We start from the raw sequence: 25,353 nt of genomic DNA, 5'->3' as shown, positions 1-25,353 counted from the left end.
TTTCTCAAATTTTGCCGATATCGTTAGAAAGCCAAATTTTAAAAGGATTTTAGATGATAAGCGGCTTAAACAGATTTAACGCAAATGCAAATTTTGATTTTAGCGGCGCTCGCGGGCAAAATTTAAAAACGCGCGAGAAAAAAGAAGCGGCGAATTTGATGTCAAATTTGACGGCGCAGATTAATTATGATACGGTAAATCCAAGCGAATTAGACTACAACCAACTAAAAATTTGGGCGGACAAAGTTGATCCAGAAAAGCTAACTGGTAAAAATTTAAGCATGTGGCTCGGCATAAAAATGGGGTTTGAAAAGGTTGTGGATGATTGGCGTAAGGAGCTCGGCCTAAATCCGAACGAGCCAGTAGCCGTGAGGAGGATATTTTCGCTAAGCGGCTACACGAGAGACGATAAAATAAGCGTCTGGGGCAAGATAAACGGGCTTGACTCATCGGTAAGCAAAGAAAAAGCCGCCGAGCTAAAAAGTTTCGTAGATAGTACGCGAGCTCTGATAGTGCACGCGGGCGATCCGTCCGATATATTTAGGCGGGACGTCTTTAGCGTGGATAAATTTATGAAGAGATTTAATGTGGATTTGGGCGGGTTTGGCTTAGGGCTCATGCGTAGCGGTAGCGGTCTGGCAATGGACGCCGAGGCCTCAAAGCTGCTGGATTCAGATATGAGCGAGGAGGAATTTAAAGATAAATGGCTCGAGTACGCGGCAAATAAAATCCTAGGCGAATACGCAAACGTCAAAATTTCGCTCAAGGACGGCGCGCTAAATTTCGACCAAACGCCCGCAAAAGAGCGTATTACGCTTCTTGGGCAAGATCTCGAAACTCGCGTGAGCTACGCGGACGAAGCGAGCAAAAAAGAGTTTTTTAAATTTCTAAAAGACGTATTTAAAAACGGCGAGAGTATCGAGGACGTGCTACAAAAAATCGCGCTAAAAAAAGGCGATTTTGACAAAACGGTCAAGGAGGAAGCGCAAGCAGACGCCGCAAAAGAAAAGAAATTTAAACCGATCAAAGCGACGAGTAAAAGCCAAACCTACGTTTACAAGGATATAAAGCGCGAGTTTTTCGAGAAATTTATCAAAGCCGAACAGGAAAAAGGGACGGACGTAACCAAGCTTTTAGAAGCTCTAAATAAAATCCGAAAACTTGATATAAATGCCTAAATTTGAAGGTGGCGGTTGCTAGAATAATTAAAAAAGACAAATTTGCATATCGCACAAAAACAAAGTCTATACAAAATGGCCAAACCGTCCTGTCTTAAGCCGAATTCGGCTCAAAATTAGCTAAAAATACGCGCCGAATTTACTCGTAAAAGCTAAATTTAAACGCTCCAAAATTCGGCCTGCCGACAATTTGCCCCGCAAAGCCGAATTTGAGCGCAAATCACATCTCGTAGCTATCCTCTTCGTCTTCGTCGCCGTATTCGTAGTCATTCTCGTCGTAGTTATAGCTGTACTTCTCGGATCTCTCGTCGTCAAATTCAGAGTATTCCTCCTCCAAATCTTCCTCTTCGTAGTCAAATTCTTCGCTCATTTTCTCTCCTTTAAAATTATTTTTTTACTTCTTCGACGTATAGGCTCTGGCTAGGGAAGGCAAATCCAAGCCCGTTGGCCTCTACGATATTCATTATTTTTAGCATCACGTCCTCTTTGACGGCCAAAAACTCGCCCCAAACTATCGTCTTTGAAAAGCAGTACACAAGGATATTTATCGAACTATCCGCAAACTCGTCCACGACGACGAATAAATTTGACTTATATCCCGCTAGATCGTCGATCGAGACGATACCGCGGTCGTATCGACTAGCCTTTTTCGAGCCCATATCGTCGCCCTTTGCGATGTCTGGGTGGTCGATTAGCATCTGCTTGATCTCATCGACGCACTTTTTGATCTGCTCGGTCGTGGCGCTATATTCTAGTCCGATTAGCATCCTGATGCGTCGCCCCATCTTTCGCCTGCTCCAGTTTCGGATCGGATCGCTAGCTAGTTTGGAGTTTGGCACAAATATAAGGGCGTTGTCAAAGGTTCGCACGGTCGTTTTCCTAAGCCCGATCTCCACGACCGTTCCCTCGATGTCGCCGCATACGATCCAGTCGCCTTGCGAAAACGAGTTGTCAAAGAGCAGCATGACGGAAGCAAAGAAATTCGCCAAGATATCCTTAGTCGCAAGAGCTACAGCAAGGCCGCCGATACCAAGAGACGCGATGATGGCGCTGACGTTAAATCCGAGCTTGCTAAGCACGATAAGTAGCGCGATAACAAAGATGATGAAATAGATGATCTTTAGGATCAAATTTATCACCTCTTTGCGCCCGCTTTTTTTGGTGAGTTCGTTGATGAGCACCATGCCGTAGCCGTTTAGTACGCTAAGTATGAGCCAAGTGACGGCGATAACAAAAGTGATCGTGAGGAAATTTGCAAATTTTATCGGCATCGGAGCCGGATAATACGCGATCGAGACGCATATATCTATCGCATAGGCGATGAGAGTGAGCAGCATTGGACGTTTGATGATCTCGACGATGCGCCCTTTCGTCTGTCTATCCGAGTCGTGCTTGACGAAAAATTTCATTAACGCCCACAGCGTGAGCTTACTAAGCAGCGTCGTAAACGAGACGAAAAACAAAAATACTACGAATATAATCGCAGCCTTGCCGACGTTAAATTTGCTCGCAAACGAGGTCTTTTCGTTGATAAAATCAATCGCCGTTTTTAAATTTAGCTCCGAGATGATGTAGTTTGACGTGAGCAGCTCGGCGTTATCGCGCAGATAGTGGAGTATCTCCTCAAGCGTCTTTTTGTGCGCCTCTAGCGCGTCTAGCTCGCTTTTATGCGCTAGGGCTACTTCCTCGCTTAGCGAGTCTTTAAAAGCTTTAAACTGCGCGTAAAACTCCGTCTGAAAGCTAAGCAGCGTCTCCTCGACGGCAAGCTTGACATTTACGGCCTTGCCGCCCTCTTTAAAGATATTTTCCAAATTTAAAAGCGAGGAGTAAAACAGCTCGTCAAGCCGCATGCGCTCAAGCTCGAGCATGTTTTTGACGTATAAATTTTGATTGCTAGAGTTTTTTAGCTTTTTGGTTTTCGTCTCCAGATCTTGCATCTCTTGTTTGAAATTTTGCACCTGCTCCTCGTCGATTTCAATTTGCATGATGAGGTAGGGGATCTGCTCGATCAGCTTTTCTTTTTTCTCCGAGACGGTTCTAAAAAGCACGTTTTTATCGGCGGTTTCGTTATTTTCAGCCGACTGCGCCTTGATAACGGCGATCTGCGAGTTTGCTTCGTTGATTTGATTTACGACGCTTAGGATGTCTGTCGCATTTAGATCGTCGCTTGCGGTATTTGCGAACAAATTTAAGCTAATGCACAGCGCAAAAACGGCGGCTAAAATTTTTCTCATTTATCGACTCCTAACAGTTTAAAGCTCTTTGTTACAAAGTTGTAGTTGTAGATTTCGCCCGTTTCTATTATGTAGTGCCAAGCATAAATTTTTAGCTCTCCGTCTCTAAATTTAGCCTTGACGTCGGGATAGCTCAGTAAATTTTCAAACGAATTTACAAGGCTTAGGCGCTCGGTTATCCACTCTCTTTTTGCGATATTGTCGCCGAAAAGCTTTTGCACGCGCTTTTTTACGGGTTCTAGCAAATCTAGCCAGCGCTTTACGTTTGGCGTTTTGCTAAATTTAGCCTCGTCCATCCATAAAGCCGCGCAGCCGCCACAGTTGCTGTGCCCGCAGATGATGACGTTTTGCACGTTTAGCGTTTGCAAAGCGTACTCGATCGCCGAGGTCGTAGCCAAAAACTCCTCGCTTTTGCGGTACGGAGGCACGATGTTTGCGATATTTCGCACGACGACTAAGTCGCCCGGAACCGTGTTTGTTATAAGGCTAGGCACGACGCGCGAGTCGATACAGCCGACAAAAAGAGTGTGCGGCGTCTGCTTCTCGCCCAGGCTCTCAAAAAGCTCCTTATGCTCTAAAAAATCCTCTTCCATAAATTTAACTGCGCCGTCTAAAATACCTTGCATCTACATTTCCCGATAAAAATTTTATAAAATATTATATCAAAAACGTTTCAAAGTTCGTCAAAATTTTTTAAAATGCTTTTCGCGCGTCAAATTCAGCGATCTTTTATATTTTATTTACCTATTTTTGGCTAAATTTGCGTCAAAATTTAAAAAGGAGAAAAAATGAGTTTATACGACAGAAACTATGCAAACTCAAGAGAGCACGAGGTTGCGAGCGAATATTCGCAAAGCGCGCTTAGCACGTTTATCAAGCAAACCTATCAGCTTTTCGCGGCTTCGCTTTTAGCCGCCAGCGTCGGAGCTTACGTCGGGCTTTATAGCTCGCTGGGAGCGACGGTAGCGGGCAACTACTGGCTATTTGTGATACTTGAGCTAGGGCTTTTGGTCGGTTTAATGTTTGCCAAACGCAAAGCGGGCTTAAATTTGATCCTGCTTTTTGCCTTTACTTTCATTAGCGGACTTACGCTTACGCCTATTTTGGGACGCACTTTTGCGATGCCGGGAGGCGCTGCGATAGTGGCTCAAGCCTTTACGCTTACGACCGTAGCATTTGGCGGACTTAGCGTGTTTGCGATGAACACTAAGCGCGACTTTACGACGTGGGGCAAGATGCTTTTCATCACGCTTATCGTTTTGCTCGTGGCTATGCTACTAAATTTATTCTTCCAAAGTCCGATTTTTCAGGTAGCGCTATCGTGCGTAGCCGCTGTTTTATTTAGCGCGTACATCCTTTACGATACGCAAAATATCATACGCGGTAACTACGAAACTCCGATCGAGGGCGCAGTTGATCTTTATCTTGATTTCTTAAATTTATTCGTTTCATTGCTTAGAATCTTAGGATTTTTTAATAGCGATGACTAACGAAGAGCGGCTCTACCGCGTAATAGACGCAAATTTAAACCGCTTAAAAGAAGGGCTTAGGGTCGTCGAGGACGTCAGGCGTTATGGCTTTGACGACCTAGTCCTCGCTAAAAAAATCAAAAATCTCCGCCACAAATCAAAAATTCCGCAAAAAGAATTCTTAAAATTTCGCGACGCCGCAAACGACGTGCTAAAACCGAGTCTAAAAGACGAGCAATTTCGCCTAAATTTGGACGATTTGCAAACAGCCAACATCAAACGCGCGCAAGAAAGCGCAAGGGTTTTAGAGGAGTGTTTTAAGCTCATCGACGTTAAAATTTCCGAAATTTTTAAGGCCGTGCGCTACGAACTTTATGAGATAGAAAAAGAAATTTAACCCAAATTCAAAACTTTTTTAGTATAATCGCGACTAATTTTGAAAATTTAAAAGGATTTTTAATGGATTCGCTTTTTTTAGTATTGCAGTTTATTTTCGCGGTAGTTTTAACGATCGCCGTTTTGCTTCAGAAAAGCTCCTCTATCGGACTAGGCGCGTATAGCGGTAGCAACGAAAGCTTATTTGGTGCAAAAGGACCGGCCGGATTTTTGGCTAAATTTACCTTCGTCGTGGGCGTTTTGTTTATCCTGAATACCCTAGCGCTAAGCTATGTTTACAACACGCAAAGCAGCAAATCTCTTATAGACATTGTCGATACTTCGTCGCTACCTGCGGCTCCAGAGGCGGTCGTTCCGCAAGCTCCTAGCGCTCCTACGGCTCCTGTAAGCGAGAAAAAATAAGGAGCGTCAATGAAAAAATTAGTTTCCGCGCTCGCATTTTTCGCGGCGGCGCAGTTTGCGCTTGCAGACGCGCATATCTTTAACTATCACAGATTTGACGACGATAGGCACCCTAGCACCAACATTTCTAGCAAAAATTTACGCGAACAGTTTGAGTATTTTAAAGAAAAAGGCTACGAGGTCATCCCGCTTTCAAAGCTCGTTGACGCGATAAAAAACGGCGAGCCGGTATCTGACAACTGGGTCGTTTTAACCGTAGACGACGGCTACAAGAGCTTTTATGAAAAAGGCTTGCCGGTATTTTTAGAGTACGGATATCCGTTTGCGCTGATGATCTACGTCGAGGCCACCGCACGAAAATACGGCGACTTTATGACCTTTGAGCAGATTAAAGAGATAGAAAAATACGGCGAAGTCGGCTATCACTCATACGGTCACTTGCATATGGTCGGTCTTAACGAGGAAAAACTAAAAAACGACTTTGAGGACGGCATAAGTAAATTCGAAAAAAATATGGGCTACAAGCCGCGCTATTTCGCCTATCCTTTCGGCGAATATAATGACAGGGTACGCGATGTCGCGATAGAACACGGCATCGAGGTGATACTAAGCCAAAACTCCGGCGCGGTCGCGGCAGACAGCGATCTGTACGAACTAGACAGAATCCCTGCAATGAACGGCACTCACCTACCGTCTGCGCTTGCAAGCAAATTTTTAAAAGCCGAATGGATACTGCCCCAAGACTATCCAAAAGACAATAAAATCAGCGAAATCATCATCAAAACTGAAGAGAATGCGACGCACGGATACTTCTCGATGACAGGGCAAAAAACAAAAAAAGTCAAGCTTGAAAACGGGCAGATGACGCTTAAATTTAACAAGCCGATCGACCGCTATAAAGTGAGAATGAGCCTTAAGGTAAACGGAAAAACGACGACAAAAATTTTAGTAAAGGATATAAATGCTGAATGAAATTTATAAAAAGCAAAAAGAGCATAGCGACAAGTGTATAGACGGCTTAAAACGCGACTTTAGCACGCTTCGCACAGGCAAGGTAAATATAAGCATAGTCGATAATATTTACGTGGATTATTACGGTAGCCAAACCCCGCTAAACCAAGTCGCCACCGTACTAACGAGCGATGCTAGCACCATAAGCATCACGCCGTGGGAAAAACCGATGCTAAAAACCATCACAGCAGCGATCTCTGCGGCAAATATCGGCGTAAATCCGAACAACGACGGCGAGAGCGTGAAGCTATTTTTCCCTCCGATGACGGTCGAGCAACGCCAAGAAAACGCAAAGCACGCTAAGGCATTCGGCGAAAAAGCCAAAGTCAGCATCAGAAACATCAGAAAAGACGCTAACGACGAGGTTAAAAAGCTAGAAAAAGATAAAGCTATCACCGAGGACGAGAGCAAAAAAGGACAAGACGAAGTCCAAAAGATCACCGACAGCTACACGTCAAAGATCGACTCGCTCGTAAAAGAAAAAGAGAGCGAACTTTTAAAAGTTTAAAATTTGCATACGGCTCGTTAAATTTGACGAGCCGCTTTTTTATAAAAATCTTCCGCTATTTCGCGTTTAGCATAAATTTTAGTCCGCTTTTGCTACACCCCAAAGTACGTTTATCTATTTCGTCCAAATTTTAAATTTACCACGCCGTACTTGTTTTTACCAAAATTTATATCCAAATTTAAAACTGCTAGCCGTTTTTGGCTCGGTGGAGATTTACAATAACGCAAAATCGCAAGCCGTCAAAAGCTCAAAAAATAGTAGCTTAAGCGCGCTTAGGGTAAAATTCGCTCAAATTTTACAAAGGAAAACAATGAATTTAGAGAAAATTTACAAGGATGCGGGCGCATTTTTGCAGGGGCATTTTTTGCTTAGCAGCGGCAATCACTCGCAGTTTTATTTACAAAGCGCCAAAGTGCTCGAAGATCCTCAGCTAGCAGGCACTTTAGCTGACGAGCTAGCCGCCGTCATAGAAAAATCGGGCGTAGAGTTTGACAGCGTCTGTTCGCCCGCTCTAGGCGGCATTTTGGCTGGCTACGAGCTAGCTCGCGCGGCAAAAAAACGCTTCATCTTTACCGAGCGAGTCGAGCGCGTGATGAGCCTACGACGAGGCTTTGAGGTAAGGGAAGGCGAGCGATTCGTCGTCTGCGAGGACATCATCACCACGGGCGGCTCGGCGCTGGAGGCCGCGCGCGTGATCGAGAGCCTAGGCGGCAAGGTCGTGGCGTTTGCCGCACTTGCCAATCGCGGCTTTTGCAAGGTCGCAAATTTAGAGGGCAGCGTCGCTAAAGCTAGCGCCAAACTGCCCGCCGACAAGCCGTTTTTCGCGCTTGGAAACTTTGAGTTTGAGATTTACGAGCCCGCAAACTGCCCTCTTTGCGCCGACGGAAGCAAGGCGATAAAACCCGGCAGCAGAGGTAACTAAATTTTCAAATTTCGCGGCCATGTTTGATTAGTCCCACAAATTTGGACGGATTTTGCGGGCGTCAATGAACGCAAACCGATCGCAAATCAAATTTGACTCGGCAAGCCGAATTTTGTGGTATCTCGGGCAGTAAATCAAGCGCAAGCAGGCCTAGCAAAAACATGCGAGACGAAAATTATCGATTATCACAAACGGCTGCAAAGCCAAAAACAAACAAGGGCGGCAGTACCCATAAAGATTGCGCCGTGCCGAGAAAATACATAATTCGGCCGCAACCAAAGCTCCGTTTATGAATTGAGCGAGGCCAGCTGGATAAGGCGGCGCCAAGCGGCGGGCACGCTGAAACGAGCCGTAAAACTACCGCACCGAAGCGGCGGTGCGTAAAAGTAGGCCGTAAATCGCCACGACAAAGTAGTGGCGCATAAATTTGGGCGCTAGCGAGCGAATTTGACGCTCAAAAATCCAAAACGAGCGCCCAAAATAAAGCTAAAAAAGGAGTAAATTTGGCAAAACAAAAAGCGCGGCTAGCCACTATCGGCGCGCGAGTGAAGGCCTTTATCACCGATCTTTTTTTGATCGGCATGCCGATATATTACCTCACGACCTATGTTTTTTTAGGCGGCAAGGACGACTTTTTGCACAACCAAACTGCGATATTCGGGGCAAATCTCGCAGTCGCTCTTATCTGCTGCGCCTTTTTTGCGATCAAAGCCCAGACGCCCGGCTACCGTTCGCAAAACATCTACCTCATCGACCTACGCAGCGGCCGCAAGCTCGGCTTCATGCGCGTTTTACTCCGCTACGCCTGCTTTTTGCTCGCAGGAGTGAGCATCGTCGGACTTTGCCTCTGTTTTTTCCGCAAGGACGTGCTAAATTTACACGATCTACTCACGCATTCGGCCGCCGTCTGCAAAAAAGCCGAATAAATTTAGCCCGCCTTTTGGCAAATTTGAGCTAAATTTGCCGCGATTATTTTTAGCAAATCCGGGCTCGTTTTTTATTAGTCTAAATTTGACGCCAAATTTACGTCTAGCATTTTTGCGGTGCGGGTTTTGTAGACTACCGTTGCATCTCGCCTCAAAGGCAAAATTTGACGCCTCCGCCGCCCCGTCAAATTTAAATCTTTAAACCAAATTTCGTTACAATCGCCCCCGACAAGGAAAAATATGCAAAAAATAATGGGATTTACGAGAACGCGGGAAAACGCGGAGAAAAAAGGCGCGCTGATACCTAGCGACTTCACGCACGCAGCCATCATCGGAGAGACGGGCAGCGGCAAGACGACGGCGATGATATATCCGAATTTGCTTGACCGCATGCAAAAAGGCTACGCGGTATTTGCAGTGGATTATAAAGGCGGCGAGAGCACCAAGATCAAGGCTCTAGCGCGCAGAGCCGGCCGCCTAAAAGACGTCGTGAGCGTAGGAGCAAAGCTAGACGCGCCGATAAATCTCATCGCCTCGATGAAGCCGCGGGACTTTAAAAACTGCGTAAAAAAGCCGATGGAATCAAGAGAAAAGTTTTGGGAAGAGTTTGGCTCGAGCATCGCGACGGAGTTTTTTAAGGTTTTAAAGGCGCTTAAAATTTTCGCTAAAAAAGTCACTCCGCTAAACGACTGCTACACGGATGCATTTTACGCCGACGTGCGCACGCTCGCACGGGACTTTACCTTTGACGTCGCAACGATACTGCGCCTCTCGCAAGACCTAGAAAAGATGCTCGAGTTTAAAGACGCGCTAAGCCTAATCTGCGACAATCTCGACTCCTCGACGCTAAATTTCACCCGCGAGACGATAATGATAAACCGCGCGTTTTTGGCCACCGCGGACGAGTTTTTGGACGCAACGAGCCGCTACAAGGACATCGGCGACGAGCGCACGAGGGATGACTTTCGCAACTACTCGATGATGATGTCGCCCTTTCTTGGCCTCATGAACGACGACTCGCTAAACGGCGAGGGCGAGGGTGCTACGGGCGACGCGAGTATCGCAGGGCTGCTAAATAGCGGCAAGATCGTGATATTTAACGCCGCTAGCTGCGACAAAAGCGCGCTGAGCTTCTTACTAAACAGCTTTCTGCCCGAGCTTTTAAAGCGCGTAACGATGAAGCAAAAAAAGCCCATTAGCCTATTTCTCGACGAGTCGGCGAAGCTGCTAAGCGAGAACACCGAGCTAAACGAAGAGATCCTGCGCGAGTGTGAGGTGGAGCTAGTGCTGGCGTTTCAAAACGAATTTTTACTCAAGCGCGCGATAGGCGGCACGGCGTACGAGGCGCTGATGGGCAACCTCACCAACCGCTACTTCATGCGTAACAAGGATGTCGTGAGGCTGGGCGGCAGCGAGGTGGACTGCTCTACGCTGGAGAAATTCGAGTGCGTGCTAGAGGGCGACAAGATCGCGCTGGAGCCGATTTTCATCGATGAGGCGGAGTGTCTGCAAGCGCAGCTGGAGTTTGAGCGCGAGAACCGTCTGCACGAGCGACTGCTGGGCAAAATTTACGAAAACCGCGTGATAGAGTTCGACGAGGAGATCGTGGACGACGGCAAAATCTGGGTGCGCGACGTGGATACGGGCGAGCGCGAATGCGTGTTTTTCAGCGACGAGGTGCTGGATATCCGCCCGCAAGATATCTATAAACGCCCGCCAAATACCGGCGGCTACAACATCTCGCTCGAAGACGGCACGGACGACGCGCAGATAAGCTTTAGGTAAATTTGACGGCGACAAGCAGAAGACCAGGTGTTAAATTTGACCGTAAATTTGGGTCAAATTTGAAAGTCGGCGTAAATTTAAACGATATGGGTTAAATTTACCGCCGTTATCCGCATCCAAATTTAACGAGTAGGCCGAGAAACCCGCTCATCGGCAGTCAAATTTAACAAAACGGTTCGCACATTTAGCCAAATTTAGAAAGCAAGTTTAGCGTCAAATTTGAGCCAAACCTCCGCACTATTGCACTCAAATTTGACTAATTTTATACTCTGGTCGCAACCCAAATTTAGATCAAATTTAATCCATCCGCCCAGACTCAAATTTAACCCAATCAACCAAAACCGCTTGAGATAAATTTAAAATTTAACCCCGTGATTTAGCAGTTTTCTCACGCCTAGATTCGTGTCTATGCCGGTGATTATGGCGTTGTAGATGTATTCTTTGCCTTGTTGGATGGCGCCCTCTAGGCTCTCTCCTCGTGCGAGTAGGCAGGCTAGCGAGCTAGAAAACGTGCAGCCAGCACCTATGATAACCAGCGGGTCGGCTAGCGGCGTCTCAAAATTTTGCACGCTGCCGTCCTTGCGGTAGAGCGTGTCAATGCTCTTGCTGGCGATGATGTGTTTTTTCACGATCACGTCGCACGGCAGATTCGTAAAATCATCGCCGAACAGCACGTCGGCTTCGCGTAAATTCGGCGTCGTGACGGCGGCAAATTTCATTAGTTCTTTTAGCCGCTCGATGGCGCTATCTTTGATGAGTTTATGCCCCATTTTCGAGACGCAGACGGGATCTAGCACCACGGGAGCGGAGTTTTTCTCTAAAAAGCTCTGCACGACGTCCATGATAGGCTCGTTAAAGAGCATGCCGATTTTAACAGCATCGAAGCTAAACTCGGCCGCGAGCATCTCGAGCTGATCGGCGATAAAGGACGGCTCTAGCGAGACGATATTTTTGATCTTGTCCGTATTTTCGGCCGTTAGCGCCGTGACCGCAGTCGCGCTATAGCAGCCAAAGTGCGCACACGCCTTGATATCGGCTTGCAGTCCCGCGCCGCCGTTGCTGCATGAGCCTGCGATGATGAGGATTTTTTTCATTTTTTGCCTTTTTTTGTTTTTAAAAGCCGTATTATAAACGACATTGCATTAACGACGCGTTAAACGCTAAATTTTATAAACTTTTAAAGCCGTTTGCACTACAATTTCTATAAAGATTATCAAAATAAAAAGGAAAAGCCGTATGGAAAAGATCGAATTTGAGGGCACGGTCTCCGAGACGCTGCTCATAAATTTATACTTTAGAAGCAAGGAAAACCAAGAAACTACGCCCATACTAAAGGACGAGTTTTCTGGAGACGTCGTGAGTAAGATAGATTATGATTTCGCCAAATTTGACAGCTCGACGCTAAGCAGGGTCGGCACGGTGATACGGGCGAGGTTTTTTGACGACTGCATACTTAAATTTACGCGCGAGCACCCGGACGCCGTCATCGTTCAAGTTGGCGCCGGGCTTGATACCAGGCCTCTTAGGCTAGCTCCGCTCTGCCCAGAGGCGACCTTTTACGACCTTGATTTGCCGGACGTCATAGCCCTTCGCGATAAACTCGTGCCAAAAGCGCCGCGAAACTACAGCCTACCCTGCTCGATGCTAGAAACCGCGTGGATGGACGAGTTAGCCAGAAAGCACGCGGGAGAGGAGTTTGTTTTCGTGCTAGAAGGCGTGTCGATGTTTTTTGAAAAGCCGATTTTTCGGGAGTTTTTCTTAAATTTGGCAGCGCGATTTAGCGGGCTGGTGCTGGTCGATCTACTCAACGACTTCGCGACAAAAATGAATACACGCAAACACGACACGCTAAAATTTATGAAAGAGGAGGTAAAAATCAAGATGGGTATCGCGGGCGCGGACGAGGTCGAGGCGTGGGATAAAGAGCGCATAAAGTGCCTGGAAATCGGCACGATGATGAATATGTACAAACACCGCTGGGGGCTAGTCGGTCGCGCGATGAGCTGGATAAAGCCGTTTCGCGAGGCGTGCAGGATGTTTGTTTTCGCTCTGGGTAAGCGCGGATAAATTCGCTCAAATTTAAGCTAAATTTGGCAGCAAATTTGACGCTTTTGCACCCTAACCCGCACCTTTATGACGCTAAAACCCTTATGCACGCTCAAATTTGACGCCGCCATAAAACGCGATCAAACTCAAATATAAGTTTGCGCTTATTAAATTTTAGCTATAATCCAGGCTTCATAGATGGGTGTCCGAGCGGTTGAAGGAGCACGCCTGGAACGCGTGTAAAGTGCAAGCTTTCGAGGGTTCGAATCCCTTCCCATCTGCCATAATCTTATAAAACTTAACCCAAAAATTTTCCACAAATTTAACGCAAGAACAAAAAATGATAAAGATAAAACACATAAACGAAGATGATTACGCGCGGATTTTCGTATTCGGCGATATGCACGGCTGCCTCAGGCTTTTTAACCTGATGATTAAAAAGATAAATTTGACCAAAAAGGATTTGGTTATTATTTTAGGCGATAGCTGCGACCGCGGCGAGGATACGATCGGGCTATACAAAAGATACGCCGAGCTCATTAGAAACGGATACGCGCTGATCCATGTTCTGGGAAATCACGAGAAAATGATGATGGACGGGTATTTCGGCGGCGATACGCTAGATCATCAAAATTGGCTTAGAAACGGCGGCGACAAAACCAAAAAATCGATCTACAAGCAAAATTTAAACAGTTTCGCGCTCTCGTGGCTAAAGGATTTTATCGGCGATATGCCCCACATAGTAAGCTCTGAAAAAAGCATATTTGTCCACGCAGCCTTTGACGGCGCTAAAAGCGAAGAGGAGCAAGACGAGGACTACGTGCTGTGGTGCATAGAGCCCTTTTGGGGGAGTAATAAGACGGGCAAGAGGATATTTCACGGGCGCGTCGCAAGCGAGGAAAATAGGATAACCAGACGCGCGAATAACGTCTTTTCGATGGACGTAGGGGCCGTGTTTTTTAAGCGCCTAGTTATCATGGAGATAAAAAGCGGCGAGAAATTTGAAGCGGATTTAAGGGAGCAAAAATGATTTATTTTACCTCCGATTTGCATTTCGGACATAGCAATATCATGAGATTTCATCCATGCTTTAAGCCTTTTTCTAGCGTAGAGGCGATGGATAGAGCACTCATTCGTCTCTGGAACGAGAGAGTAAATCCCTGCGACACGGTCTATAACATAGGCGATCTAAGCTTCCACAAGGATATGCAGACCAGTATATCAATCTTTAGCAAGCTAAACGGCAAGCACGTCCTAGTGCTAGGCAATCACGACGAAGCGATAAAAAAGCATAAAGACGAGCTGCTAGCCATGAAAAAGCAAGACGGCAACGCGCTGTTTGAGGAAATTTGCGAATACAAAGATATAACCGTGCAGCACGGGCAGGATAAATTTCACCTCGTGCTCTTTCACTATCCGCTAGCCGAGTGGAACGCAGGCCACCACGGCGCGATCCAGCTCTACGGCCATATCCACGCAAATATCGCAAGCGTAAAAGGCAAGGCTTTAAACGCCAGCTACGACCTGCACGGCAAGATTTTAAGCTTTGAGGAAATTTATGATTTGGTTAAAGACCTGCCGCCGTTTGAACATAGCAAACAAAGGATGTTTAGCGAAGAAGACAGCGTAGAGAGTAGAAGCGCAAGGATAAAAGAGGTTTTAGAAAAGCTAAATTTTGATCCGTCTTAGTCAAATTTGCGCTTTAAATTTACAAAGCGAATTTGGGCCGCAAACCTCAAATTTGAGCCCAAATTCGGCTGTCTTTATAAAAACATCGCAAACAAAAATACGCCCAAAATCATGCGGTAGATAACAAACGGCAGCATACTGGCTCGCGCGATCAGCGCCATAAACAGCCGCACGCATAGATACGCGCTAAGGCCGCTAACCGCTGCGCCGATGGCAAGGTCGCTCCAAGGCAGTGCATCCGGGGTTTTTAGCAGCTTTACAGCCTCGAGTCCGCCTGCTAGCACAATAACCGGGATCGAGAGCAAAAACGAGAAATTTGCGCTTGCGCTGTGACTAAAGCCAAGCATCAGCGCCGCCGTCATCGTCACGCCCGAGCGCGAAACGCCGGGTATCAGCGCGATCGCCTGCGCTAGACCTATGATGAGAGCGAGCTTGATCGTCATTTCGTATTCGGTTTTTAGGCCTGATTTTTTGTCTGCAAAATAGAGCGCGATACCGAAAATTATCGTCATCGCCGCGATCACGAGCCCGTTTCTAGCGTACTGCTCGATAGCGTCGTTAAACGCTAGGCCAAAAAGCCCCACCGGCACGGTCGCAAATCCGACCGACCACACAAGCGTGCTGTCGCCGACCTTCTCGCGCCGCGCGATAGATGCAAAAAAATCGCGCACGAGCCCAGCAAGCCTGTCCTTAAAATAAAAAAGTATCGCCGCCAGCGTACCTACGTGAACGGCGACGTCAAAGGCAAGCCCCTGATCCGCCCAGCCAAGTAGCTTTGGTACAAGCACGAGGTGAGCCGAGCTAGAAATCGGTAAAAACTCGCTGATGCCCTGAACTAGAGCCAAAACGATGATATGCGAAAGCTCCATCACGCGGCCTTTGGATTAAATTTGAGCTGATTTTGTGCGCTAAATTTGATTTTATCTTTAGCGCAAATTTGCTCATTTTCGCCTTTTTGAGCGTCAAATTTGGCTGCGCCGCGAGCTAAATTTAAGATGAAATTTTCGTCGGCGAATCGCCCTACTTTTTGCCTATAGTTTTGCAAACTTTTCCTTTTTATAAATTTGATTTTGCCGCGAGCAAACCGCGCAAATTTGATGCGGGTCTCGCCCGGTATGAGTTCTCAAATTTAACGGATCCGGCCGGAGCCAAAACCGTCAAATTTAAAGCTAGATTTTACTTCGCCGACTCTTGCGCAAATTCCGCGATCTTTTCAGGCGTGAAGCCGAAGTACTCAAACAATGCGCCCGCCTTGCCGCTCTCGCCGAAGCTCTTCATCGAGTAAATTTCACCCGCAAATTTATACCACTCCAGCGCGCTTGCGGCTTCGACGGCGATGATTTTAGTTTGCGGATCTAAAATTTTATCCACGTACTCGCGCGGCTGCTCGCAAAGCAGGTCAAAGCACGGCGCGGAGACGACGTTGGCGCCGATACCGCGAGCGGCTAAAATTTCAGCCGCCTTGACGCAGAGCTCCACCTCACTGCCGCTAGCTATTAGCGTGATTTTGGCGTTTTGCGCGCGTTTTAGCAGATACGCGCCATTCTCCACGCCGCCAAATTCGCCTTTTTCAAGCGGAGCTAGACCTTGGCGGCTTAGCACGAAGGCGCTTGGAGCGCGTAAATTTAACGCCGCCTTCCAGCAAAGCGCGTTTTCGTTGCCATCGGCCGGGCGGAAGGTGTAAAAGTTCGGCATCGCGCGAAGCGTGCTAAGCTGCTCGATAGGCTGATGCGTCGGGCCGTCCTCGCCCACGCCGATGCTGTCGTGCGTAAAGATAAAAAAGTGCCTAACGCTCATCAGCGAAGCGATACGCGCAGCCGGTTTGAGGTAGTCGCTAAAGATAAAAAACGTCGCACTAAACGGCAAGAAAAGCCCGTATCTAGCGATTGCGTTATTTATCGCGGCCATAGCGTGCTCGCGGATGCCGTAGTGGATGTTGCGTCCGTTAGGGAAGTCACCCATACCCTTTAGCTCGGTTTTGTTTGACGGCGCCAGATCCGCGCTACCGCCGATAAAGCCAGGCAGTGCTCGCGCGATCTCGTTCATGATGATACCGTTGCTATCGCGCGTGGCTAGCTTTTTACCACTAAAATCAGGGAAATTTATCTTGCTAAAATCGGGATTTAGCAGCGAATTTAGCATATTTTTGCTTTCACCGCTTAGATTTTCTACCTTTTTGTTCCACTGAGCTTCGGCTAGGTCGCCCTCTTCTAGAGCGGCGCGGAAGCGAATCAGCACGTCCTCGTCGATGGCAAATTTATGCTCAGGATCAAAGCCCGCCGCGATTTTAGCGGCCTTGATGATCTCCTCGCCAAGCGGCGCGCCGTGGCTGTGGTGGCTGCCCTCTAGCTCGCCCGCGCCCTTTGCGATGCAGGTGTTTGCGATAATGAGATACGGGCGCTCTTTCTCGGCGGCTTGCTCGAGCGCAAATTCGATCTGATCGTAGTCGTGACCGTCGATACGCGCTACGTCCCAGCCCTGCGCCTCGAATCTCGCCTTCACGTCCTCGCTCCAAGCTATGCTCGTGTCGCCCTCGATCGTGATGTTGTTTGAGTCGTAGATCAGCACGAGGTTATCTAGGTGTAGGTTGCCCGCGACCGCACAGGCCTCGTAGCTGATGCCCTCCTGCAAGTCTCCGTCGCCGCAGAGGCAGTAAATTTTATGATCGATGACGGCGTTTTCTGGTTCGTTTAGTAGATTAGCCGCATATTTTGCCGCCATAGCAAAGCCCACCGCGTTTGCCACGCCCTGTCCTAGAGGTCCGGTTGCTACTTCGACGCCTTTAGTGTGGATCTCTGGGTGACCCGGTGTTTTAGAGCCTAGCTGGCGGAAGTTTTTTAGATCATCAAGGCTAAGATCGTAGCCGCTAAGATGCAAAAAGCTATACACGAGCGAACTTGCGTGACCGCCGCTAAATACGAGCCTGTCGCGATTTAGCCAATTTGGATTTTTAGGATTGTGATTTAGAAATTTAGCCAGCACGACCATGACGTCGGCTAGCCCCATCGGCGCGCCAGGATGCCCGCTGTTTGCCTGCTGCACCATATCCGCGCATAAAAACCTTATCGTATCCGCCATCTTTTTTAGCATTTTTTCTCCTTAGTTTTTATGCGATTATACGAAAATTCGGCTTAAATTTTACGCTTTTAACGCCGCCGTAAATTTTAAAAACTCGGCGAAATTTTCCTTTTTATCTTTTAGCTCGGGAGGTATGTGATGCTCTTTTTCGCCAATTATTATGACGTCCTCTTCGCTATCTTTTACCGTTACGGGCGCGCCCCTGATCTCGTCCCACGAGCTAAAAACGGGCTCTTCCATCAGCTCGCGGCTAATGAGTCCGCGCTCGTCCAAAATCACGCCAAAAGGCTTACTCAGCCCAAAAAGCGCCCTATCTAAGCTATGGAAAATCGGCGAGCTAGGCTTAAAAATGCCGAGGGATTTAGACAATAACTTACTCTCGTCAAGCGGCGTTTTTAGCGCTTCGCCAAGGCCGAGCTCTAAAAGTTTATCCGAAATTTTCGCCTCGTCGTTTTGGACGCCATCCTCAAAAATAGCGTTTAAAACGGCTTTTAGCGCCCTTTTCATCGCCGCTTTCATCTCGTCCTCGATTTCAAATTCGCATTTTTCCAGCTCTTGCCACGCGAGATTTTCCAGCTCGTCAGGCGAATGCTCGCCGAGCCTAAACGCCGCCGCTACCTCGTCTACGTTTACAGCCGACGCGTCAAATTTAACCAAAAGATGCCGACTCGTGAGCAAAAACCCTATGCTTTTTCGCCCGATCATCTGCGCATGCACTCCGATAAACGCGAGCGGCCGGGCGCCATAAAATTTAGGCGTTTTGCTATAATCCACGCCCTTTTGTAGCCCTAGGCTTTTATCTAAAATTTGCCTCGTAGCTAGCGCGAAAACCTCGTTCGCATCGTCCCAAACGGGGTGCTTTGCGCCTCTTAAAACCAAAACCTTTTGCGCGCTCTCGTCTAGCGACGCTAAAATTTGCTCTAAATTTCGCATATTTTCTCCTAAATTTTATTAAAACCATCCTCCGCCGCGCGTCAAATTTAGACGCCGAAGTCCGCTCGCATCCTATCTTTGCCCTTAGGCGTAAAATAGCAAACGACGTAGCAGAGCATTTGATCTTTACAGCCGTATTTGGCTTCGAGCCCCTCGGTAATGCTCGCAAGCTCCTGCGGAGACTTGTCCGAAAAGGCGCCTCGCAGCTCCTCTGCGGTGGTGTGTTTCGGGCTAAGGAGCAGATACGCCGCGCCGCCGTCCACGTCCTCGCTCATTACGCGTAAAATTTCACCGCTCGCGCGAATGCCCCTTGCCGTCCCGCTCGCGCAGACTCAAAAACGTCTCGCCGCAAGCGTCCAAAGCATTTTTGCTTGAAATTTGAGCGTGCGAGGAGCTTTCGTTTAACCGCTCGCTCGCAACCTCGATAAAAACGTCCGTACCCAGCAAATAGCAGACCCGCTCAAACTCGCTTTCGTACTCCAGGCCGTCAAATTTGGCCGCGAATGCGTGCACCCGCTCGTCCGCTTCGCAGCCGAACATCATTGCGTCGCTATCTGAAATTTTAACGATATAAGGCTCGTTCATGAGCTTCCTTTAAATTTAGCGCTCAAAGCCGTATTTATCGCCGTTTTTACGCGCCGCATCTTGAAGCATCGCCAGGTGCTTTATATCTTTTTTATTCTTCGGCGCGATCTTAGCAAAGTGCTCCGCCGCCCGCCGCCATAGACACAAGTCAGCGTATATTTGTGACAGCAACCTGTGTTTTTGCTCGCCGTCCTCCAGCGCGCTCGCCTCGTCTGCGAGCTCCCAAAGCGGCGCTACAAAACTTAGCCCATTGCAACTCGTCTTTGTCCGCACATAGCATTCGCTTAGCTTTTTGATATCTTGCATCTTGTTCCTTTTTGTATAAATTTGCTAGCGGCGGCGCTAAATTTGACGCCGTTTTGCGGTTATCGGCGCTAAATTTAGCGTAAATTTGACGGCGAAAAGCCGCAAATTTGAGCGGCGCGGCGCACAGAGTCAAAGGCGCGCATGGTCAAATTTGACCGCCCCAAGCTTAGTCCGCTTAGTCGCACTTGCCGTAAAACCACTCGAGCGTCTCGCTTAACTTAAACTCGTCGCCGTCTAAAAAGTACTGCTTGCTGCTTTTGATCGCGTTTTCGCCCGCGGCTACGTAGTCGCCGATGAATCCGCGATCCATGACGTCGCGCGCCAAGATGTCTGGCTCAAAGACGTTTACCGTCTTTTGCGTTTCGCGCCATTTGCCGCTCTCATCTGGCTCACGAAGCGCTGAGGATACGTTATTTCCCGCTTCGTCGTAGACGTAGACGTACTCGCGCCGTTCGCCGTCCGACGTCTCGCGATTTTTTATCAAGTTACCGCGCGCGTCGTAGCTAAGCTCGTTTTCAAACACTATCTCCCAGCGCTGCGACTCCCCCTGCCAAAACGACGATGCGGAGTATTTTTGCCGACCTTGCTCGGTCTCCTCGCGCACGTTTTTATAGCAACCGTTCCACTCGCTCTTTGCGGCGTCCCAGCGACATCTAAGATCGGTAAAACGCCTAAATTTGGGCTCTATTTTTTGCACCGTCCTCTCCTGCGGCTGCCACGCGTCCTTGCTCCACGTAAAATTTATCTCGGTGCGCGTTCCGTCTGCGGCCGTAAAGGCCGCGTGCTTTGTCTGCGGCACCCATTTGCCGCGCCATTTATAACCCTCGGAGCTCGCGTAAACGTCGCCGTTGTAGCGATATATAGATTTTTCGTACGGAGTCCATTTTTTGACTTTAGCGCTCCACTCAAAGGTCGCTATGAGCGCGGTTTTGTGGTTTTCGTCATAAAGTCTTTTGGTTAGATAATTTGGCGTCCATTTGCCGTTTTTTAGGGTGAAATTTTGAGAGATTTCGGTCGCGCCCGTTCGCTTTTCGACGATTTTTTGACCTTGGTTTAGTTTGCCGTTTTGACCCTGGACACTGACGTAAACAAACGCGCCGTCTTTTGTTCTTTCAATTCTTGAGAGTCCTACTTTGCGCCATTTGTCGGCGCTAAAGTCCCACTCGTATTCGGTTCTGCCGATTTCTCGTTCGCCTCTTTCGTCAAATTTAACCGCGCTTTTCGTCCTGCGCCTGCCGTCGTCGTTGATTTCGTCGTAGATTTTTTCTAGTACGCTAGTCTTCGCATCGTAAATTTGACTAGATTCGTATTCGTAGCGCGGTACGGCGCCGCCCTGCGTTTTATAGCTCGTCTTTTTTAGGCAAATTTCGCCCGCCGCAGATAACGGCACCGTCCAAATCGCCGCAAAAATCGCTACCGTCCAAAAACGCCTCATAGCCGCTCCTTTTAAATTTGACCGCGAGCAGTGCGTAAATTTAGCCGCCAAACGGCATCAAATTTGACGCGAAAGCAAAATTTGACGAGCTAAATTTATGTTTGGACGCCCGTCAAATTTAGCGGCGTAAACCGAAAACAAGATCGACTCGCCGCGTCAAATTTACCGCAGTTAGGCCGCTCGCGGTCGCTAACAAAATATCATTTGACCTTTTTATACTTCCACGTCTGCTCTGAAGCGAGTTTAAATTTACCGTCTGTTGCGACGAATTGCTTAAAGCTCTTCACCGCGTATCTGCTAGGCATCTCAAAGGACATCAGCGAGCCGCCGTGTCCGACGTCGTCGGCTAGTATATGCGGATCAAAGGTCGTCTCCAGGCGCTTATTTTGCACCCATCTTTTGCCGTTTTCGTCGCTAGCTAGCTCGTAGACATCCACGCTCACGTTATCGCCGCGCTCGTTGTAGCCGTAGACGAACTTCTCGCTGCCGTCCATCGTGTCGTATCGCTGCGTTAGCAGACGCTCGCCGCTCTTGTCGTAGATGCTGCGGTTGGAGTATTCTTGCGTCCACTCTTTGCGCTCTTTATCCCACAAAAACGCCGCCGTCTCAAAGTCCGCACCCTCTACGACCGAGACGCTTTTGCTGTTGTTTTCCCATGCGTTTTGTTCGGCGTTCCAGATGAGGTTTATCGTCACGTCTTTGCCGCTAGAAGCGTCATAATCGTGCTTAGACATCTCGGCGTAGCGCCACGCTCCGCCCTCAAATACGCTTCTTACCTGCTCGTATTTGCCCTTCACGTCGCCCGCAACCATGCCTCTTTCGCGGTTTTGCCATGCGCCGTTTTCGTAATCCCAGCTCTCATAGCCGCGCGCCTGTCCGTCCGCTCCGTAGAGTAGCTGCGTTTTTGACTTAGGCTGCCATCTTTTGCCGTCCCAGACGCTAAGCACGATGAGCTCGTTCTCGCCGTATGCGTTCTCGACGGTTTTGGTTAGCGCGGTTTTTCGCCATTTGCCTTTTACCAGCTCGTATCTGATCTCCTCGCTAGCGTTTTTTAGGTACTTTATGATAGTTTTGCTAGCATTTTCAGGCATACCGCGGATAAACGAACTAGACTCCTGCGTGAGGACGCCTTTTTTATAATCGGCTTTGTATTCGGTTACTTTGATCCATTTTTTAGCGGTAAAATCATAGCTGAAGGCCTCATATTTCGTCATCTTGCCGTCTTTGTTATAGTAGCTAACCTCTTTGTGTTTGCCCTTTAGCCCGTCTGCGAGCTCGGAGCTGCTAACTAGCTCTAGGCGGCGAGCCTTGGCGTCGTAGCTTTGCTTGGTCTCGTAGCTAGAAGTCGGCTCCTCAAAAGTCTTTTGCGCGGTGCTAGCTAGCATGTAGTCGTACTCTTTGGCAAACGCCGCCGCACACAAAAGCGCAAGCGATAAGGCTAATTTTTTCATTATCTCTCCTTTTGATAAATTTAAAAGATTATAGCATAAAAAGGACGCCGAATTTTGCCGATTTTGCGGCGGGATCGGCACGGTTTTGTGCGATAGTTTATTTATAACGCGCGGATAGCGTTTTGTAGTTAAATATAAATTTGACGGCAAATTTAGCAACTTAAATTTGACCGTCATAAACGCAAATTTAAGTCGAATTTACCGCAAATGCTTGTCGATGAGACCCGTCACGATAGCGCGGATACCCGCATGCACGTTGCCTAGCTCGCGCTCTATCTTTGCGATGAGCTCGTTTTTGGCCTGCACTGCACCCTCTACGCCAAGAAGGTTGGTAAAGGAGTTTTTCGCGCCGTCGTTATGCGTCGGTTTGCCCGCCGTTTCGGCGCTTTGCGTCGCGTCGATGATGTCGTCTGCGATCTGAAACGCCAGCCCCAGATCAAGCCCGATGTCGTATATGCGAGCAGCCTCCGTCTCATCTAGTCCAGCCACGACGCAGCCTGCCTGCAAACTCGCCGCGATGAGGCGCGCGGTCTTGTGTATATGCAGAAATTTTAGCTCTTCAAGCCCTAGTTTTTGATTCTCGAAATAACAATCCACCGCCTGCCCCAGCGCCATACCGTAGATGCCTGCGTTGCGGCTTAGGATCTCTACGCACTTTATGCGCGCGTCCGCATCCAGCGGGGCTCTTGCTATCTGATAAAAGGCATGAGTGTTTAGCGCGTCGCCCGCCAGGATCGCCGTCACTTCGTCAAATTTAACGTGCAAGCTAGGCTGTCCGCGGCGCAGATCCGAGTCGTCCATCGCGGGCAGATCGTCGTGGATGAGCGAGTAGCTGTGCATCGTCTCAAATGCCAGCGCGACGTGAAACGCCGCCTCTTTGCGCTCGGGACGCACTGCGGCTACGACGCCTGCGACTAGCATCGCGCGAAAGTGCTTGCCGCCCGATTTTAGCGTGTATGAAAGCGCCTCGTCAAAGCACGGATGAAAGCTAGGGTTGCTCGGCAAGTGCGCGCCCAAAAACGCCTTAAACTCGGCCAAAAGCGCATCTTGATCGGCGGCGCTCGGCGCTGTTTGCTGCAAATTTGAGCCCGAGGTAAAACACGAGCCTTTTGCCGCGTTTAGCGAGATTAAATTTGCTCTATTTTTCGGGCTTTGAGGCGGATTTTCGGAGCTAGTTTTGGCTTTGGTCGAGTTTAAAATTCGAGAGCGATTTTGGGACGAGCTCCCGCGCGAACTGCGAGCTAAAATTTGACCCTTCGGCAGCGCCCGTGACTCGCTCAAATTTAACCCTCTCGCCGTGTTTTTAACGCAAATTTGACCGTTACCCGTAGATTTTAATTTCATCGCTAAATTTTTTTGATCTTGCATCTATTCTCCGTTTTATTTTGTTGGCTCCGAGTATAGGCTAAATTTGACGCTTCGTTTACCCGTCAAAAGCGTCAAATTTACCGTCCGAATCTACCGCGCGTTGTAAAAAAAGTCAAAGCCGTTGCGTCTAAAGAGCAAATTTTGACCGCCGCCTTTAGCAAGCAGGCCTAGCGCTTCTTTGCGGCTTGAGACCGTTTTTTGCCCCACTTGTATCAGCTTGTCGCCGACTCTGACGCCGAATTTCGCCGCGCCCGAGCCTGCGTCGACGCTTTTTACCGTTAGTTTCTCGTCAAAGGTCATGCCGTAGAGCTTTTGCACGCTCGCGGCATCGCTGCTTTGCGGCATGGACTGCGGTTTTGCGTCGCTAGAGGAGGCCTTTTTATCCGCTTTCGTCGGCGCTTTTTGCTCTTTTTTGGCCGCGTCGTCCGAGACTGCTACGCCAAATCTCAAAACCTCGTCGCCGCGCTTGATCTCAAATTTAAGCCACTCGCCCTTTTTGGCGAACAAAATCCTCTCGTTTAGCTCGCGCAAGCTCTCAAATTTCTCGCCGTTTACGCTCAAAATCTCATCGCCCGCCATCAGCGCCGCGCCGCGTCCGAGCGGATCGACGCTCTTTACGTAGAGTTTGCCGTCTCGCTCCTCGAAAACCGCTCCGACGTCGCCGTAGTACACGTCTTTATACGCCGCAAAGTGCCTTAGATAGCGGCTCGGGACGAATTTATCCCCGCCCACGGCGATACCGCGTAGCTTGCAGCATGGATTTAGCACGGCGCCCGTGCCGTTTACGTCAAACGTGAGCGCGTCCAGCTCGCCTAGAGCCTGCGCCTGCGCCTTTACATGGCCGTAGACGGTCGCGTTTAGATCGTGCGTGACGCTGACCCAGTCGCTTTTTTTCGTCGCGTTATCGTCGGCCATCTTTACAGGCTCGAGTTTGACGTCCGAGGCGACCAGATAAAGGCCCAGATACGGGTCAAATTTGACGTAGTTTTTCACGGGGATTTCGCCTTTAGGCACGGCGATTAAATTTGGCGTGATCGCGATGCTGCCGCTACCTGCGACGTTTACCATGGCGGGCAGGTTTTTTTCAAAGCAAGCGTTAAAATCATCCTGCGTCGGTCGCGGCTCGGCTCTAAGCGACGCGGCAAGAGCGCAAACCATAAAAACCGCAAAAACGGGAGAGCAAAATTTGCGGGCTAAATTTGAGCTCAAATTTGCGCTTAAATTTACCGCCGTATCGCCCCGCACGCCGCTAAAATTTAACCGTGCGAGCCCCAAAACCGCGTCCAAACGACGCGAGAAAGCTGCGCGTTTCATTGCCCTAGTCCCATGCCGGCAAACCCGACCAGCATCCTTGACGCGGCGTTTTTGCGGTCGTCCTCGATCATCTTTAGCACGTCGTTTACGGCGCTGATGAGTAAAATCTGCAAGCTCTCCTTGTCCTCCAGCAAGCTGTCGTCGATGCTGATATCGAGCACCTCGCCCTTGCCGTTTGCCCTGACGCTAATGAGCCCGCCGCCGCTTTTTACGCTAAATTCGCGTTTTTGGCTCTCCTGCTCGATTTCTTGCGCCTTTTTTTGCGCCTCCTCGAGCATCTGTCCCATTTTTGAAAAATCGATCCCCTCAAACATAAA

28 protein-coding genes and 1 tRNA gene are annotated in these 25,353 nt (G+C 48.7%); 13 read left to right on the top strand and 16 right to left on the bottom strand.

Going from position 1 to position 25,353, the window contains the following annotated elements; genetic code table 11:
- Positions 1 to 53 precede the first annotated feature (53 nt).
- Positions 54 to 1,178 carry a hypothetical protein gene (locus RWM02_RS04920; protein WP_314069584.1) on the top strand — a complete coding sequence of 375 codons (1,125 nt, stop codon included), beginning with the start codon at positions 54 to 56 and terminating at the stop codon, positions 1,176 to 1,178.
- Between the two features lie 220 nt (positions 1,179 to 1,398).
- Here the strand turns inward: RWM02_RS04920 and RWM02_RS04915 are convergent, their stop codons facing one another.
- Genes RWM02_RS04915 through RWM02_RS04905 form a run of 3 tightly spaced genes read right to left on the bottom strand, consistent with a single transcriptional unit; the run spans position 1,399 to position 4,038 of the window.
- Entirely contained in the window at positions 1,399 to 1,548 is a 150-nt protein-coding gene (locus RWM02_RS04915; protein ID WP_163026379.1) for a hypothetical protein, read from the bottom strand.
- Positions 1,549 to 1,564: 16 nt separating this feature from the next.
- Positions 1,565 to 3,412, bottom strand: a complete 1,848-nt coding sequence (locus RWM02_RS04910; protein ID WP_314069581.1) for a mechanosensitive ion channel family protein — start codon at positions 3,410 to 3,412, stop codon at positions 1,565 to 1,567.
- Positions 3,409 to 4,038, bottom strand: a complete 630-nt coding sequence (locus RWM02_RS04905; RefSeq protein ID WP_122867163.1) for a carbonic anhydrase — start codon at positions 4,036 to 4,038, stop codon at positions 3,409 to 3,411. Before RWM02_RS04905 ends, RWM02_RS04910 begins: the two co-directional genes overlap by 4 nt.
- Positions 4,039 to 4,200: 162 nt before the next feature.
- Here RWM02_RS04905 and RWM02_RS04900 point away from each other — a divergent pair, with 162 nt between their 5' ends.
- The 8 genes from RWM02_RS04900 (at position 4,201) to RWM02_RS04865 (ending at position 10,831) form a co-directional block, all read left to right on the top strand.
- Positions 4,201 to 4,902 (top strand): Bax inhibitor-1/YccA family protein, encoded by a 702-nt coding sequence (locus tag RWM02_RS04900; protein WP_314069579.1) that lies wholly within the window; start codon positions 4,201 to 4,203, stop codon positions 4,900 to 4,902.
- A complete protein-coding gene (locus RWM02_RS04895; RefSeq protein WP_314069577.1) occupies positions 4,895 to 5,278 on the top strand; it encodes a thiamine-phosphate pyrophosphorylase in 384 nt (127 codons plus the stop codon). Before RWM02_RS04900 ends, RWM02_RS04895 begins: the two co-directional genes overlap by 8 nt.
- 62 nt (positions 5,279 to 5,340) lie before the next feature.
- The gene (gene secG / locus RWM02_RS04890) at positions 5,341 to 5,679 is read left to right on the top strand and encodes a preprotein translocase subunit SecG (protein ID WP_314069575.1); all 339 of its coding nucleotides are present in this window, start codon (positions 5,341 to 5,343) and stop codon (positions 5,677 to 5,679) included.
- 9 nt (positions 5,680 to 5,688) lie between these two features.
- The gene (locus RWM02_RS04885) at positions 5,689 to 6,651 is read left to right on the top strand and encodes a polysaccharide deacetylase family protein (protein ID WP_314069573.1); all 963 of its coding nucleotides are present in this window, start codon (positions 5,689 to 5,691) and stop codon (positions 6,649 to 6,651) included.
- Positions 6,641 to 7,198: a ribosome recycling factor gene (gene frr / locus RWM02_RS04880; protein WP_185898344.1), complete on the top strand. Its 558-nt coding sequence runs from the start codon at positions 6,641 to 6,643 to the stop codon at positions 7,196 to 7,198. Before RWM02_RS04885 ends, frr begins: the two co-directional genes overlap by 11 nt.
- A gap of 310 nt (positions 7,199 to 7,508) precedes the next feature.
- Positions 7,509 to 8,120: an orotate phosphoribosyltransferase gene (gene pyrE / locus RWM02_RS04875; protein ID WP_314069571.1), complete on the top strand. Its 612-nt coding sequence runs from the start codon at positions 7,509 to 7,511 to the stop codon at positions 8,118 to 8,120.
- Positions 8,121 to 8,623: 503 nt separating this feature from the next.
- A complete protein-coding gene (locus RWM02_RS04870; protein ID WP_314069569.1) occupies positions 8,624 to 9,046 on the top strand; it encodes an RDD family protein in 423 nt (140 codons plus the stop codon).
- 207 nt (positions 9,047 to 9,253) lie between these two features.
- Entirely contained in the window at positions 9,254 to 10,831 is a 1,578-nt protein-coding gene (locus RWM02_RS04865) for a type IV secretory system conjugative DNA transfer family protein (RefSeq protein ID WP_314069597.1), read from the top strand.
- A gap of 356 nt (positions 10,832 to 11,187) precedes the next feature.
- Here RWM02_RS04865 and RWM02_RS04860 read toward each other — a convergent pair whose 3' ends face one another.
- Positions 11,188 to 11,925: a hydroxymethylpyrimidine/phosphomethylpyrimidine kinase gene (locus RWM02_RS04860; protein ID WP_314069567.1), complete on the bottom strand. Its 738-nt coding sequence runs from the start codon at positions 11,923 to 11,925 to the stop codon at positions 11,188 to 11,190.
- A gap of 142 nt (positions 11,926 to 12,067) precedes the next feature.
- On the opposite strand from RWM02_RS04860, the gene RWM02_RS04855 reads away from it, so the two are divergent.
- The 4 genes from RWM02_RS04855 to RWM02_RS04840 all read left to right on the top strand — a co-directional run bounded on the left by RWM02_RS04855 (position 12,068) and on the right by RWM02_RS04840 (position 14,566).
- Positions 12,068 to 12,898 carry a class I SAM-dependent methyltransferase gene (locus RWM02_RS04855; protein ID WP_314069565.1) on the top strand — a complete coding sequence of 277 codons (831 nt, stop codon included), beginning with the start codon at positions 12,068 to 12,070 and terminating at the stop codon, positions 12,896 to 12,898.
- A gap of 175 nt (positions 12,899 to 13,073) precedes the next feature.
- Positions 13,074 to 13,161 (top strand) — tRNA-Ser (locus RWM02_RS04850).
- A gap of 56 nt (positions 13,162 to 13,217) precedes the next feature.
- Positions 13,218 to 13,907, top strand: a complete 690-nt coding sequence (locus RWM02_RS04845) for a metallophosphoesterase (RefSeq protein ID WP_314069563.1) — start codon at positions 13,218 to 13,220, stop codon at positions 13,905 to 13,907.
- On the top strand, positions 13,904 to 14,566 hold the full coding sequence (locus RWM02_RS04840) for a metallophosphoesterase family protein (protein WP_314069561.1): 663 nt from the start codon (positions 13,904 to 13,906) through the stop codon (positions 14,564 to 14,566). The genes RWM02_RS04845 and RWM02_RS04840 overlap by 4 nt, the downstream gene beginning before the upstream one ends.
- 74 nt (positions 14,567 to 14,640) lie before the next feature.
- On the opposite strand, the gene RWM02_RS04835 is transcribed toward RWM02_RS04840, so the two are convergent.
- From RWM02_RS04835 to RWM02_RS04780, 12 genes are all read right to left on the bottom strand, one after another.
- On the bottom strand, positions 14,641 to 15,435 hold the full coding sequence (locus RWM02_RS04835; protein ID WP_314069559.1) for an undecaprenyl-diphosphate phosphatase: 795 nt from the start codon (positions 15,433 to 15,435) through the stop codon (positions 14,641 to 14,643).
- On the bottom strand, positions 15,435 to 15,611 hold the full coding sequence (locus tag RWM02_RS04830; protein WP_314069557.1) for a hypothetical protein: 177 nt from the start codon (positions 15,609 to 15,611) through the stop codon (positions 15,435 to 15,437). The genes RWM02_RS04835 and RWM02_RS04830 overlap by 1 nt, the downstream gene beginning before the upstream one ends.
- A gap of 131 nt (positions 15,612 to 15,742) precedes the next feature.
- Entirely contained in the window at positions 15,743 to 17,656 is a 1,914-nt protein-coding gene (gene tkt, locus RWM02_RS04825) for a transketolase (RefSeq protein ID WP_314069555.1), read from the bottom strand.
- Between the two features lie 48 nt (positions 17,657 to 17,704).
- Positions 17,705 to 18,577, bottom strand: coding sequence for a hypothetical protein (locus tag RWM02_RS04820; protein WP_314069553.1), 873 nt, complete (start codon positions 18,575 to 18,577; stop codon positions 17,705 to 17,707).
- A 47-nt stretch (positions 18,578 to 18,624) separates the two neighbouring features.
- Entirely contained in the window at positions 18,625 to 18,852 is a 228-nt protein-coding gene (locus RWM02_RS04815) for a hypothetical protein (protein ID WP_314069551.1), read from the bottom strand.
- 13 nt (positions 18,853 to 18,865) lie between these two features.
- Positions 18,866 to 19,162 (bottom strand): hypothetical protein, encoded by a 297-nt coding sequence (locus RWM02_RS04810; protein WP_314069549.1) that lies wholly within the window; start codon positions 19,160 to 19,162, stop codon positions 18,866 to 18,868.
- A gap of 15 nt (positions 19,163 to 19,177) precedes the next feature.
- Complete coding sequence (locus RWM02_RS04805) at positions 19,178 to 19,468, bottom strand: hypothetical protein (RefSeq protein ID WP_122862348.1); 291 nt, start codon at positions 19,466 to 19,468, stop codon at positions 19,178 to 19,180.
- A 175-nt stretch (positions 19,469 to 19,643) separates the two neighbouring features.
- Complete coding sequence (locus tag RWM02_RS04800; RefSeq protein ID WP_314069547.1) at positions 19,644 to 20,903, bottom strand: hypothetical protein; 1,260 nt, start codon at positions 20,901 to 20,903, stop codon at positions 19,644 to 19,646.
- A gap of 200 nt (positions 20,904 to 21,103) precedes the next feature.
- Complete coding sequence (locus RWM02_RS04795; RefSeq protein WP_314069545.1) at positions 21,104 to 22,354, bottom strand: hypothetical protein; 1,251 nt, start codon at positions 22,352 to 22,354, stop codon at positions 21,104 to 21,106.
- Positions 22,355 to 22,552: 198 nt separating this feature from the next.
- Positions 22,553 to 23,392, bottom strand: coding sequence for a polyprenyl synthetase family protein (locus RWM02_RS04790; RefSeq protein WP_390887733.1), 840 nt, complete (start codon positions 23,390 to 23,392; stop codon positions 22,553 to 22,555).
- Positions 23,393 to 23,812: 420 nt separating this feature from the next.
- Complete coding sequence (locus tag RWM02_RS04785; protein WP_314069541.1) at positions 23,813 to 25,036, bottom strand: DUF7488 domain-containing protein; 1,224 nt, start codon at positions 25,034 to 25,036, stop codon at positions 23,813 to 23,815.
- On the bottom strand, positions 25,033 to 25,350 hold the full coding sequence (locus tag RWM02_RS04780; RefSeq protein WP_314069539.1) for a YbaB/EbfC family nucleoid-associated protein: 318 nt from the start codon (positions 25,348 to 25,350) through the stop codon (positions 25,033 to 25,035). Before RWM02_RS04780 ends, RWM02_RS04785 begins: the two co-directional genes overlap by 4 nt.
- Positions 25,351 to 25,353: the final 3 nt, after the last annotated feature.

Origin of the sequence: Campylobacter showae, assembly GCF_963515975.1 — a bacterium.
GTDB lineage: Bacteria > Campylobacterota > Campylobacteria > Campylobacterales > Campylobacteraceae > Campylobacter_A > Campylobacter_A showae_F.
Note: the sequence above shows the minus strand (reverse complement) of the source record. Positions and strands in the feature narration are given on the sequence as shown.